We start from the raw sequence: 12,155 nt of genomic DNA on the forward strand, positions 1-12,155 counted from the left end.
GCTCCCCCCTCGTTGCCGGTTTTCTCCAGCGTAGGTCTCAGCCCGGTGATTCGGCAGCGAGCGTCCCGGCCGTGAACAGTTCCAGCCGGTGCGCCACCGCCGCCGCCTCGCCCCGGCCCGAGACGCCCAGCTTGCTCAGGATGTTGGAGACATGGACGCTCGCGGTCTTCGGCGAGATGAACAGCTCCTCGGCTATCTGCCGGTTGGTGCGGCCGGCCGCGACCAGGCCGAGGACGTCCCGTTCCCGGCTGGTGAGGCCGAGCGCCGCGGCCGGGTCGGCCGGGGCCTGCTCCGAGGCGCGGGCCAGGCTGAGACGGGCGCGCCGGGCGAGCCGGGCGACGGCGTCGGCGAGGGGGCGGGCGCCCAGGTGGGCGGCGACCGCCGCGGCCAGCCGGAGCAGCTCCACCGCACGGTCGCGCTCGTCCTCGCCGCCCTCGGCCAGCAGCGCTCCGGCGAGGCGGTGCCGGACCCGGGCGAGGTCGTAGGGGCGGTCCAGGCACTCGAAGGCGGTGACGACCGGGGACCAGGTGTCGACGGTGTCCCGGCCCCGCGCGCGCAGCAGTTCGGCCCGGGTCCACTGGCCGTAGGCACCCCAGAGGGGGACACCGGTGGTGAGGGTCCGTACGACCGTCGCGAGGCGGTCCAGGGTCTCGGAGCGGCCGGGCCGGGCGGCGGGCAGGGTGCGGGCGTCGGCCTCGGCGGTGACGGCGGCGAGCAGCAGCGGCCAGCCGTGGCGGTGGGTGCCGGGCGGGAAGCCGGCGTCCAGGACCGGGAGCAGGGCGGCGCGGGCGTCGTCGATCCTGCCCTCGGCGGCGGCGACTCCGAGGGCGATGCGGGCCACGGGCAGGGTCTGCTGGGGCACGGGGTCATGGGTGCCGTACCAGGAGCGGGCGGCGGCGAGCCGGCGGCCGGCCTCGGCGAGGTCGCCGCGGGCCAGGGCGAGGCGGGCCTGGTGCAGGGCGCCCGCGCCGCGGGGCCGGGCGCTGTGGCCGACGCGGGTGGCGTGCGCGGCGGCCTCGGCTGCCTCCTGCCACCGGCCGAGCGAGTAGAGCGCCTCGGAGAGGCTGCCCCACGCCCGCGCCCCGGACTCCAGCAGGCCGTACCGGCGGCAGAAGTCGATGCCCTCACGCAGCAGCGGGACGGCCTCCCGGTCCCGGCCGACGCTCTGCAGCGCGGACGGCAGGTTCACATAGGCGCGGCCCGCGACATGGTGCATGCCGTCCGCCTGGGTGTCCCGCAGCACCTGCCGCATCTGTGCGAGGCCGGTCTCCGGGTCGCCCGCCTCCACCGTCAGGCCGCCCAGGGTGAGGCGCGCGTGCAGCTCGGTCTCGCGGGCGCCCACCATCCGCGCGTACTCCACGGCCCGCTCGGCGGCGGTGAGGGCCTCGGGGCCGGGCCGGTGCTGCATGGACCAGTTGGCGGCGACCGCCAGCACCTCGGCGTGCACCTCGGACGGCGGCAGGCCGCGCACCAGGTCCTGGGCGGTGGCCAGTTCGTGCCGGCCGTCGCCGCGGGCCTGGGCCTGGACCAGCCGGGAGCGCTGCACCCAGAACCAGGCGGCGCGCAGGGGGTCCCGCTCCTCGTCCAGGAGCCGCAGGGCCTGCTTGGTGATCTTCAGGGCGCGTTCGCGTTCGCCGCCGAAGCGGCCTGCCAGCGCCGCCTCGGCCAGCAGGTCGAGATAGCGCAGCGGTGTGGTGGCAGGGTCGCGGTCACCGTGGGTGCCCGCGCGCCCTTCGGGCGGTGCCGGCGGACAGGCCTCCGCGTAGTCGGCCGGGCGCAGGGCGGCGCGGACCTCCTCCGGGGTGGTGTCCCACAGCTCCATCGCCCGCTCCAGCAGCCCGAGTTGCTCGGTGTAGGCGTGCCTGCGGCGGGCGACGGCCGCGGCGGCCAGGACGGCGGGCAGGGCCTTCGCTGCGTCGTGCGCGTGGTACCAGTAGCTGGCCAGGCGCATCACCCGGGCATCGGCGGGGACGAGCGCCGGGTCGGCCTCCAAGGCCTCGGCGTAGCGGCGGCTGAGCCGGGAGCGTTCGCCGGGCAGCAGGTCGTCGGCGACGGCCTCGCGGACCAGGGAGTGCCGGAAGCGGTAGCCGTCGCCGGTGCGGGTGACGGTGAGGATGTGGGCGCCGACGGCGGCCCGCAGCGCCTCGATGAGGTCGTCCTCGGTGAGCTGGGCCACGGCGGCGATCAGCCGGTACTCCACCGTGGAGCCGCCCTCGGCGACGATCCGGGCGACCCGCTGGGCGCTCTCGGGCAGCGCCTCGACCCGGACCAGGAGCAGGTCGCGCAGGGAGTCGGTGAGGCCGGTGCAGTTGCCCTCGGCGACGGCGACGGCGAGTTCCTCGATGAAGAAGGCGTTGCCGTCGGAGCGTGCGTAGATCTCGTCGACCTGGGCGGGGTCGGGTTCGGCGGCGAGGATGCCGGCGATCTGGCGGCCGGCCTCCTCGCGGGTGAAGCGGGCGAGTTCGACGCGGCGGACGGTGCGCAGCCGGTCCAGTTCGGCGAGCAGGGGGCGCAGCGGGTGGCGGCGGTGGATGTCGTCGGAGCGGTAGGTGGCCAGGACGAGGAGGCGGCCGGCGCGCAGGGTGCGCAGGAGGTAGGCGAGGAGGTGGCGGGTGGAGGCGTCCGCCCAGTGCAGGTCCTCCAGGACGAGCACGACGGTGCGGGCGGCGGCGACCCGCTCCAGCAGCCGGGCGGTGAGTTCGAACAGGCGGGCCATGCCCTGTTCGTCGTGGCGGCCGGCGCCGGCCTCGCCGAGGTCGGGCAGCAGCCGGGCCAGTTCCTCCTCCTGGCCGGCCGCCGCGGCGGCGAACTCCTCGGGCAGGGCGTCACGCAGGACGCGCAGCGCGGTGGAGAAGGGGGCGAACGGCAGCCCGTCGGCGCCGATCTCCACGCAGCCGCCGACGGCGACCACGGCATCGCGGCCGGCCGCGGCGGTGGCGAACTCCTCCACGAGGCGGGTCTTGCCCACGCCGGCCTCGCCGCCGAGCAGCAGCGCCTGCGGCTCGGCCGCGGCGGCACGGGCGAGCGCGTCGTTCAGCGTGTCCAACTCGTCGGTGCGGCCGACGAACACGGGACTGACGGACCTGGTCTCCACGGGCCCGAGCATCGCATGGTGCCGGGACCGCCTGGCACCCGTTTTCCACAGCCCCTGTGCGATGGTCGTACCGCTCGTTCCGGCACCCGGCGGAGCCGCCGACGGCACCGGGAGATCCACGGGCCGCACCGGGAGAACCGCGGGCCGTACCACGGGAAGGGCCGTACGGCTTCGCTGGGAAACCGTACGGCCCTGGGACTGTGAGCGGCCGACCCCCGTCCGGCCGCTCTCCGCCCCCGTGGTCACGCGGTGCGCGGCAGCCGGAGCCGGCGGGGGCGGTCGGTATGCGACTCGGCGACCGGGGTGCCGTGGCCGGCCGACTCCGCGCGGCGGGCGGCGCGGCGGATGCGGACGGCCTCGCGGGCCAGGCGCTCCTGCTGGGCCGTGCGGCGCAGGTCGGCGGAGCGGAGCTGGTGCAGTTCGAGCCCGTACATGGCGGGTCCTTCCGGAGAGTTCGGTGTCGTGCGTCGCTTCTTGCGATGACTCCACCTTCGTCTCCCAGGGGGGTCCGCCACATCGGGAGAGTTCCGCATCTTCGGCCGGCCGTGGGGATGCGGGCGCGCGTAAGGGGCCTCAGGACGTCCGTAAGGTGCTCACGGATCGCCTAAGGCCCCTGGGACCTGCGGGTTTCTCAGCCGGCCGAGGGCAGTGCGAGCAGTGCGTCGGAGTACTTCAGTACGGCCAGGATCAGTCCGACGACCCCGAGCGAGACGCCCGCCCAGGCGACCGACCTGATCCAGGCGGCCTGCGGGCGGCCGGGGGCGCCGAACGCGGGGCGGGCCAGCACGACCACACCGGTGATCAGCGCGGTCAGTGCGAACAGGCCGGCCCACAGGGCGGTGGTGTGCCAGGCGTCGCCGTAGACCTCCTTGAGCTGCGTGGCGACGCTCGCGGACGACGACGTCCGCAGCTGGCCGATGAGCTGCTCGCGGGCGGAGGCGACGGTGCCGATCCAGCCGCCGCTGAGCGAGACCAGGCCCAGTGCGGCGGAGACGACGGCGCCGGCGCCCTGGCCGATCCCGGAGGGCGCCGGGTCAGCGGCGCCGTCCTCCGCACCGGCTTCCGCGCCCTCCTCGGCTTCCTGGCCCTCCTCGGCGTCCGCTGCCTCGGCGTCCGCGGCCTCGGGGGCCTGGGTCTCCTCGGCGGTGCCGGCCTCCTCCGTCTCGTCGTCCTTGCGCACCTCGGTGCCTTGCGCTGTCTTCGTTGCCATGCCTGGCACCGTACGGACGCTGTCTGAGAGGTCTCTTAATGATCGTTGTGCGCGGTACGCGCGCGTGCCGCACGCCACTCGGGTGCGAGGACCGCCCAGATCTCGGTGCTGGTGCGCACCCCGCGGTGCGGGTAGTGCTCGCGCAGCACGCCCTCGCGGGTCATGCCGAGCCGCCGGGCCACGTTGATGCTGGGCTCGTTGGCCGAGGACACGTACCACTCCACCCGGTGCATGCCGCGCTCCTCGAAGGCCCAGTCGAGCAGCACCCGCATGCCGCGCGTGACCAGCCCGCGCCCGGCCGCCGCCGGCTCCAGCCAGCAGCCGGCCTCGCAGACCCCGCTCGGGGTGTCCCAGACCCGGAACAGCAGCCCGCCGACGAGCTTTCCGTCCAGCCAGATCCCGTGCAGGCTGCCCGCGTCGGCGCCGCGCTTGTCGGCGTACGACTTCAGCCAGCCACGGGCGCCGTCGAGATCGGACACCGCGTCCGCCAGACCGATGTGCCGGCCGATGAACTCCCGTCCCCGGTCTATGTTGGCGAGCAGTTCCGCCGCGTGCCAGACCTCCAGGGGCCGCAGTTCGGCGCCGTCGTCACCGAGCGATGTCGCGTACATCGTGCCGTTCTTCCTTCCGCAGTTCGTCCACCAGGGCACTTCAGTCGAACTGGTCTCCGAGTGCCATCACCATCGTCCCCACGATCAGCAGCCACAACGCCCTGCGGGTACGGCCCCTGGCGCCGAGCACCGCCGCGAGGGCGCAGACGGCGGCCCCGAGGGCGTAGGCGGCGGGGACGCGGGCGGGCGCGGATCCGGTGAGCCGCATCAGGGCGGCGGCGAGGCCCGCGAGGCAGAGCAGCGCTCCGGTGCCGGCCGCGGTCCAGCGGGCCCGGCGGGCGCCCTCGGCGTACTCCTCGCCGTCTTCGCCGCCCTCGTCGCCCTGGGTGTCCTCGCGGTTCCAGGCGGCCTCGGCTATCGAGGGGTCGGTGTCGGAATCGGTGCGTCCACTCATGGCGGGCGAGCGTAGCGCAGGCAGCCGTACGGCCCCGGAGGGCATGCCTCCGGGGCCGTACGACGAGCTGCGGGCTCAGCCCTCGCTGACGCCCAGCTTCTCCAGGATCAGCTCCTTGACGCGGGCCGCGTCGGCCTGGCCACGGGTGGCCTTCATGACCGCGCCGACCAGGGCGCCGGCCGCGGCCACCTTGCCGCCGCGGATCTTGTCCGCGATGCCGGGGTTGCCGGCGATGGCCTCGTCGACCGCCGTACCGAGCGCCGAGTCGTCGGAGACGACCTTCAGGCCGCGCTTCTCGACGACCTCGTCCGGGGTGCCCTCGCCCGCGAGGACGCCCTCGATGACCTGGCGGGCCAGCTTGTCGTTCAGGTCGCCGGAGTTCACCAGCTCGGTGATCCGGGCGACCTGCCGCGGCGTGATGGCCAGCTCGTCCAGCGTCTTGCCCGACTCGTTGGCGCTGCGCGCCAGTTCGCCCATCCACCACTTGCGGGCGGAGGCCGCGTCGGCACCGGCGTCGATCGTGGCGACGATCGGGTCCAGCGCGCCGGCGTTCAGGATCGCCTGCATGTCGGTGGCCGAGATGCCCCACTCCGCGAGCAGGCGGGTGCGGCGGGCCAGCGGCATCTCCGGCAGCGCCGCGCGGATCTCCTCGACCCACTCGCGCGAGGGCGCCACCGGGACGAGGTCGGGCTCCGGGAAGTACCGGTAGTCCTCGGCCTCCTCCTTCACGCGGCCCGAGGTCGTGGACCCGGTGTCCTCGTGGAAGTGGCGGGTCTCCTGGACGATCGTGCCGCCGTCGCCGAGGACGGCCGCGTGCCGCTGGATCTCGAAGCGGACCGCTCGCTCCACGGAACGCAGCGAGTTGACGTTCTTCGTCTCCGAGCGCGTGCCGAACTTCTCCGCGCCCTTCGGCATCAGCGACAGGTTCACGTCGCAGCGCATCTGGCCCATCTCCATACGGGCCTCGGAGACGCGGAGCGCCCGGATCAGCTCGCGCAGCTCACGGACGTACGCCTTCGCCACCTCGGGAGCGCGCTCGCCGGCGCCGACGATCGGCTTGGTGACGATCTCGATCAGCGGGATGCCGGCGCGGTTGTAGTCGAGGAGGGAGTGCTGCGCGCCGTGGATGCGGCCCGTGGCGCCGCCGACGTGCGTCGACTTGCCGGTGTCCTCCTCCATGTGGGCGCGCTCGATCTCCACGCGGAAGATCTCGCCGTCCTCCAGCTGCACGTCGAGGTAGCCGTTGAAGGCGATCGGCTCGTCGTACTGGGAGGTCTGGAAGTTCTTCGGCATGTCCGGATAGAAGTAGTTCTTCCGGGCGAAGCGGCACCATTCGGCGATCTCGCAGTTCAGCGCGAGACCGATCTTGACGGCGGACTCGACGCCGGTCGCGTTGACGACCGGGAGCGCGCCGGGCAGGCCGAGGCAGACCGGGCAGGTCTGGGTGTTCGGGTCGGCGCCGAGCGAGGTCGAACAGCCGCAGAACATCTTGGTCTTGGTGCCGAGTTCGACATGGACCTCAAGGCCCATGACGGGGTCGTACGACGCCAGCGCGTCCTCGTACGACACCAGGTCGGTCGTGGTGGTCACGGTGAAAACTTCCCTCTCAGCCCAGCAGGACGTCGTCGTCGCCCAGCCGCTTCAGCTCGCGGTAGAGGATGGCGAGGCCGGTGACGATGCCGGCGGCGGTGACGACGGCGTCGACGAGCCGCAGCGTGTCGTTCTCGGCGCGGGCCTTCTTGATCTGCTTCACGGCGCCGAACGCGCCGAACGCGGTGGCGGCCATGGACACGTACGTACCGGACTTGGACTTCTTGAAGCCCTTGGCCTTGGTCAGCGCACTCACAGCGACGGAGCCTCCTCGAGGAGCGGGTGCCCCCACTTTTCCACGAAGGCGGCCTCGACGGCAGCGCCGACCTTGTACAGCCGGTCGTCCTTCATGGCCGGGGCGATGATCTGCAGGCCCACCGGGAGGTTGTCCTCCGGGGCGAGGCCGCAGGGCAGGGACATGGCCGCGTTGCCCGCCAGGTTGGTCGGGATCGTGCACAGGTCCGCGAGGTACATCGCCATCGGGTCGTCGGCGCGCTCGCCGATCGCGAAGGCGGTGGTCGGGGTCGTCGGGGAGACGATCACGTCGACCTGCTCGAAGGCCTTCTCGAAGTCCCGCGTGATGAGCGTGCGGACCTTCTGCGCCGAGCCGTAGTAGGCGTCGTAGTAGCCGCTCGACAGGGCGTACGTGCCGAGCATGATGCGGCGCTTGACCTCGGGGCCGAAGCCGGCCTCGCGGGTGAGGGAGGTGACCTCCTCGGCCGAGTGGGTGCCGTCGTCGCCGGTCCGCAGGCCGTAGCGCAGGCCGTCGAAGCGGGCGAGGTTGGAGGAGCACTCGGACGGCGCGATCAGGTAGTACGCCGACAGGGCGAGGTCGAAGGACGGGCAGTCCAGCTCGACGATCTCGGCGCCCAGCTCCTTGAGCAGTTCGACCGACTCGTCGAAGCGCTGGATGACACCGGCCTGGTAGCCCTCGCCGCGGAACTGCTTGACCACGCCGACGCGCATGCCCTGCACGCTGCCGTTGCGGGCGGCCTCGACCACCGGCGGGACCGGGGCGTCGATGGAGGTGGAGTCCAGCGGGTCGTGGCCGGCGATCACCTCGTGCAGCAGGGCCGCGTCCAGGACCGTACGGGCGCAGGGGCCGCCCTGGTCCAGGGAGGAGGAGAAGGCGACCATGCCGTAGCGGGACACCGCGCCGTACGTCGGCTTCACGCCGACCGTGCCGGTGACGGCGGCCGGCTGGCGGATGGAGCCGCCGGTGTCGGTGCCGATCGCGAGCGGGGCCTGGAAGGAGGCGAGCGCGGCGGAGGAGCCGCCGCCGGAGCCGCCGGGGATCTTGGTGAGGTCCCAGGGGTTGCCGGTCGGGCCGTAGGCGCTGTTCTCGGTGGACGAGCCCATGGCGAACTCGTCCATGTTGGTCTTGCCGAGGATGACGACGTCGGCGGCCTTCAGCCGCTTGGTGAGCGTCGCGTCGTACGGCGGGATCCAGCCCTCCAGGATCTTCGAGCCGACGGTCGTGGGTACGCCCTCGGTGGTGAAGATGTCCTTGAGCGCGAGCGGGACGCCGGCCAGCGGGCCGAGCTTCTCGCCGCGCTCGCGCTTCTCGTCCACGGCGCGGGCCTGGGCGAGGGCGCCCTCGCGGTCGACGTGCAGGAAGGCGTGCACCTTCTCGTCGACCGCTTCGATGCGGGCGAGGTGGGCCTCGGCGACCTCGACGGCCGTCAGCTCGCCGGAGGCGATCTTCGCGGCGGTCTCGGCCGCGGTGAGCTTGATGATGGTGTGGTCCGTCATGGCGGTCACTCCTCCCCCAGGATCTGCGGCACCTTGAAACGCTGCTGCTCCTGGGCGGGGGCGCCGGAGAGCGCCTGCTCGGGGGTGAGCGAGGGACGGACCTCGTCCGCCCGCATGACGTTCGTCAGCGGGAGCGGGTGCGAGGTCGGCGGTACGTCTTGGTCGGCGACCTCGCTGACGCGGGCGACCGCGCCGATGATGTCGTCAAGCTGTCCCGCGAAGTGGTCGAGTTCTTCGGGCTTCAGCTCCAGACGCGCCAGCCGGGCGAGGTGGGCGACCTCCTCGCGCGTGATGCCAGGCATGCAGCGATCCTCTGGGGTGAGTGTGTGTGGTTTGGGGCCAATCCTATGGGGCGGGGCCGGGTGGCCGTGAAACGGTTTCCCCGGCCCGCCGCCCGTCAGCCTCGGCGGCCCTCCCAGACCTCGCTGCTGAGGAAGTGGTTGTCGTACCGGTCCTGCACCTCAAGGATGCTCTCCGGGGTGGCCTCGCCGAGGCGGATGCGCTGGAGGTGCCGGAAGTACTCGAAGCGCTCGATGCCCGGCGTGAAGACGATGAGGATGTCCGCCGTGGCCTCCGGCACGGCGGCGAAGGCGTGCGGCTTCTCGGGCGGGACGATGACGAGATCGCCGCGCTCGGCGGTGACGATGTCGTCGCCGGACAGGATCTCGGCGCACCCGTCGAGCAGGTAGAACATCTCCGCGCCGTTGTGGTGGAGGTGGGGCCGCGCTCCGTCGGCGCCCTGCGCCAGGGTGACGCGCACGGTGGACAGCGCCCCTCCGGTCGCGCTCCGGTCGGCCAGCAGCTGGACGGCGACGGGGCTGTCCCCGACCACCTCGGCATCGGCGCCGCGGACGATCACGGAATCGTCGAACTTCGGCACGAACAGTGACATGGCATTCCCCCTTGCGAAGTGGATCCCGAAGGCCACGGCCCACATGTCTGCCGGCCGTACGAGTTCCACAGCGGCCGTGAACCACGCCTCGGCCCGGTATCGGCACTCGGCTCCGCCGCGCGGGCGGGAACGCTACTCGGCGGCCGGAAGCGCCGCGGGCGACCGCTGCCATCCACGCGACCCACGGGCCCGCAGCCAGGCGGTGGTCTCCTCGGGCGGCATCGCCGCGGCGACCAGCCACCCCTGCACGGCGTCACACCCGAGATCCCGCAGCCGCTCCCACGTCTCGTCGTCCTCCACGCCCTCGGCGACGACCAGCAGGCCCAGCGAATGGGCGAGGTCGACGGTGCAGCGCACGATCTCGGCGTCCTCGGCGTCGACCGCCAGCCGGGCCACGAAGGAGCGGTCGATCTTCAGCTCGCTGACCGGCAGCCGCCGCAGGTGCACCAGGGACGAGTACCCGGTGCCGAAGTCGTCGAGGGACATCTTCACGCCGTGCCCGGTGAGCCCGGCGAGGGTGTCGGCGGCCCGCTGCGGGTCCTCCAGCAGCACGTGCTCGGTTATCTCCAGCTGGAGCGCCCCGGCGGGGACCCCGTGCCGGGCCAGCCGGGCGGCGACGGAGCCGGCGAAACCGGGGGTGTGGACGTCGCGCGGGGAGACATTGACGGCGACCGGGACCCTGAGGCCCTGCGCCCGCCACCGGGCGACCTGGCCGAGCGCGGTCTCCAGCACGTACTCGGTGAGGTGGGGCATCAGCCCGGAGGACTCGGCTATCGCTATGAACTCGTCCGGCGGAACCTTCCCGCGCTCGGGATGCACCCAGCGGACCAGTGCCTCCAGGCCGGCGACCTGTCCGTCGAAGCGGACCTTGGGCTGGTAGTGGAGCTGCACCTCGTGCGCGTCCAGCGCCCGGCGCAGGTCGCCCAGCAGGCCGAGGCGGTCCGGGGTGTTGGAGTCCCGCTTGGACTCGTAGACCTCGACGCCCGTACGGTCCCGCTTCGCCTGGTACATCGCGACATCCGCGCGGCGCAGCAGTCCCTCGGCGTCGAGCGCGTGATCGGGGAAGACCGCGACGCCGGCGCTGGCCTCCAGGACGAGGGTGAGCCCATCCAGGTCGAGCGGGGAGCTGAGGGCGGTGACGAGGCCGCGGGCGACGCGCGTGGCCGACGTGGTGGAGTCGGCGACGGGCAGTAAGACGGCGAACTCGTCACCGCCGAGCCGGGCGGCCTCGGCGCCGCGCGGCAGGGCGAGGCGCAGCCGGTCGGCGATCTGGAGCAGCAGCCGGTCGCCGGCCAGATGACCGAGCGTGTCGTTCACCGACCGGAAGCGGTCGAGGTCGATCAGCATGAGCGCGGCGCGGGCCCCGATGCGCTCGGCGTCGTCCAGGGCCGTCCAGATCCGCTCCAGCAGCCACTGCCGGTTGGGCAGCCCGGTCAGCGGGTCGCGCAGCTGCTCCTCGGCGCGGGCGCGGGCCATCCACAGCGTGGAGTCCAGGGCGATGAGCGGGATGGCGAACAGCGGGAGCAGGATCGGCTGGGCGTCGGCGACGACGCACACCAGGGGCGCGATGCCGAGCAGCGCGACGGCGACCAGCCCCTGTCTGACCAGGGCGGTGCGGGCGGCGGTGGGCACCCCGCCGCCGCGCGGGGCGTGCAGGTACCACAGCAGGCCACGGCTGACGGCGAGGTAGGCGACGGCGACCAGGACGATCGCGGGGGCCGTGGTGACGGTCCAGCTGTCGGGCCGCCAGGGCTGCTCGACGCTCGGGACCCGGCCGAACGCGCGGAGCAGCAGGGCGCCGACGCCGATGCCGAGGATGTCCACCGCGCCGTGCAGCACGCCCTGGCGCCAGCGGTGCCGGCGGGCGATGCCGACCAGCACCACGACGGTGAGGCTGACCAGGCCGGCGGGCACCCAGCCGTACAGCAGCAGGACGGCGAGGGTGAGGGCGGCGCCCGATCCGGTGCCGCCCCACCAGCGGGCGCGGCCCAGCATGACGAGGTGGCCGACGATGACGCCGGTGAGCAGGGCCAGTGCCCAGCCGACCGTGCCGGACGGGAAGAGGGCGTGGTGGCCGATGTAGGCGCGGTAGAAGCCGGCGCCCAGGACGAATCCGGCGGCGGCGACGACGGCCGCGGGCAGCGCCGGCCAGGACGGGTGCCGTTCGGTGTCGCCGCCGGCCAGGCCGGGGGCGGGTGCGATGGCGAGCGGCAGCGGGGGGTGGGCTTCGGCGGCGGCGCCCGGTCCGGCCGGGCGGGTCTGCACGCCCGTACGCCCGTCGGCCCGTGCGGTCCAGCGGCTCCCCCGCCACGCGCCCGCGCGGCGGCGCAGGCGCAGCCGTGAGTCCGGGGCGGCGCTCTCGGTCGGTTCCATTCCCGTCCCTCTCACAGCCGGCGGTGCCCACGCCACGCGGCCCGATGCCCGACAACCATCAGCAGCTCCGCGTCGAAGAAACCTTCCCCGCGCCGCTGGAGGGCACGGAGATGCCCCAACCGCAGCTGGGCACGGCAGGCGCACACCTCAACAGTAGGCCGCGGAAGGCTTCCACGGGCAGCGGTCTCCGACGGTTGCCCGAATGCGCCCGGGCCACCCGTATGCAACTGATATGCGCC

The 12,155-nt window shown here is 73.6% G+C and carries 11 protein-coding genes; all 11 read right to left on the reverse strand.

Annotated elements, in window-relative coordinates; all coding sequences use genetic code 11:
• Nucleotides 1-37: 37 nt before the first annotated feature.
• Nucleotides 38-3,106, reverse strand: a complete 3,069-nt coding sequence (locus ABZ937_RS22900) for an AAA family ATPase (RefSeq protein ID WP_361694626.1) — start codon at nucleotides 3,104-3,106, stop codon at nucleotides 38-40.
• Between the two features lie 230 nt (nucleotides 3,107-3,336).
• Nucleotides 3,337-3,528: a hypothetical protein gene (locus ABZ937_RS22905; protein ID WP_361694628.1), complete on the reverse strand. Its 192-nt coding sequence runs from the start codon at nucleotides 3,526-3,528 to the stop codon at nucleotides 3,337-3,339.
• Nucleotides 3,529-3,725: 197 nt separating this feature from the next.
• Entirely contained in the window at nucleotides 3,726-4,304 is a 579-nt protein-coding gene (locus ABZ937_RS22910; RefSeq protein ID WP_361694630.1) for a hypothetical protein, read from the reverse strand.
• Nucleotides 4,305-4,339: 35 nt separating this feature from the next.
• Entirely contained in the window at nucleotides 4,340-4,915 is a 576-nt protein-coding gene (locus ABZ937_RS22915; RefSeq protein ID WP_361694632.1) for a GNAT family protein, read from the reverse strand.
• Between the two features lie 40 nt (nucleotides 4,916-4,955).
• Nucleotides 4,956-5,309, reverse strand: coding sequence for a hypothetical protein (locus ABZ937_RS22920; protein ID WP_361694634.1), 354 nt, complete (start codon nucleotides 5,307-5,309; stop codon nucleotides 4,956-4,958).
• A 75-nt stretch (nucleotides 5,310-5,384) separates the two neighbouring features.
• Nucleotides 5,385-6,899, reverse strand: a complete 1,515-nt coding sequence (gatB, locus tag ABZ937_RS22925; protein ID WP_361694636.1) for an Asp-tRNA(Asn)/Glu-tRNA(Gln) amidotransferase subunit GatB — start codon at nucleotides 6,897-6,899, stop codon at nucleotides 5,385-5,387.
• Between the two features lie 16 nt (nucleotides 6,900-6,915).
• Nucleotides 6,916-7,155 carry a hypothetical protein gene (locus ABZ937_RS22930; protein WP_361694638.1) on the reverse strand — a complete coding sequence of 80 codons (240 nt, stop codon included), beginning with the start codon at nucleotides 7,153-7,155 and terminating at the stop codon, nucleotides 6,916-6,918.
• On the reverse strand, nucleotides 7,152-8,651 hold the full coding sequence (gatA, locus tag ABZ937_RS22935) for an Asp-tRNA(Asn)/Glu-tRNA(Gln) amidotransferase subunit GatA (protein WP_361694640.1): 1,500 nt from the start codon (nucleotides 8,649-8,651) through the stop codon (nucleotides 7,152-7,154). The genes ABZ937_RS22930 and gatA overlap by 4 nt, the downstream gene beginning before the upstream one ends.
• A 5-nt stretch (nucleotides 8,652-8,656) precedes the next feature.
• Nucleotides 8,657-8,953 carry an Asp-tRNA(Asn)/Glu-tRNA(Gln) amidotransferase subunit GatC gene (gene gatC / locus ABZ937_RS22940; RefSeq protein WP_006130840.1) on the reverse strand — a complete coding sequence of 99 codons (297 nt, stop codon included), beginning with the start codon at nucleotides 8,951-8,953 and terminating at the stop codon, nucleotides 8,657-8,659.
• Between the two features lie 95 nt (nucleotides 8,954-9,048).
• On the reverse strand, nucleotides 9,049-9,543 hold the full coding sequence (locus ABZ937_RS22945) for a cupin domain-containing protein (RefSeq protein WP_361694642.1): 495 nt from the start codon (nucleotides 9,541-9,543) through the stop codon (nucleotides 9,049-9,051).
• A 132-nt stretch (nucleotides 9,544-9,675) separates the two neighbouring features.
• Nucleotides 9,676-11,916, reverse strand: a complete 2,241-nt coding sequence (locus ABZ937_RS22950; protein WP_361694644.1) for a bifunctional diguanylate cyclase/phosphodiesterase — start codon at nucleotides 11,914-11,916, stop codon at nucleotides 9,676-9,678.
• Between the last annotated feature and the right edge of the window lie 239 nt (nucleotides 11,917-12,155).

Source organism: Streptomyces sp. NPDC046727 (assembly GCF_040645635.1).
Classification (GTDB): Bacteria; Actinomycetota; Actinomycetes; order Streptomycetales; family Streptomycetaceae; genus Streptomyces.

What these genes read in the sequence shown, in the direction of transcription:
- ABZ937_RS22900 (WP_361694626.1), bottom strand. Translation starts at nt 3,106, where the DNA reads ATGCTCGGGCCCGTGGAGACCAGGTCCGTCAGTCCCGTGTTCGTCGGC.
- ABZ937_RS22905 (WP_361694628.1), bottom strand. Translation starts at nt 3,528, where the DNA reads ATGTACGGGCTCGAACTGCACCAGCTCCGCTCCGCCGACCTGCGCCGC.
- ABZ937_RS22910 (WP_361694630.1), bottom strand. Translation starts at nt 4,304, where the DNA reads ATGGCAACGAAGACAGCGCAAGGCACCGAGGTGCGCAAGGACGACGAG.
- ABZ937_RS22915 (WP_361694632.1), bottom strand. Translation starts at nt 4,915, where the DNA reads ATGTACGCGACATCGCTCGGTGACGACGGCGCCGAACTGCGGCCCCTG.
- ABZ937_RS22920 (WP_361694634.1), bottom strand. Translation starts at nt 5,309, where the DNA reads ATGAGTGGACGCACCGATTCCGACACCGACCCCTCGATAGCCGAGGCC.
- gatA (WP_361694640.1), bottom strand. Translation starts at nt 8,651, where the DNA reads ATGACGGACCACACCATCATCAAGCTCACCGCGGCCGAGACCGCCGCG.
- gatC (WP_006130840.1), bottom strand. Translation starts at nt 8,953, where the DNA reads ATGCCTGGCATCACGCGCGAGGAGGTCGCCCACCTCGCCCGGCTGGCG.
- ABZ937_RS22945 (WP_361694642.1), bottom strand. Translation starts at nt 9,543, where the DNA reads ATGTCACTGTTCGTGCCGAAGTTCGACGATTCCGTGATCGTCCGCGGC.
- ABZ937_RS22950 (WP_361694644.1), bottom strand. Translation starts at nt 11,916, where the DNA reads ATGGAACCGACCGAGAGCGCCGCCCCGGACTCACGGCTGCGCCTGCGC.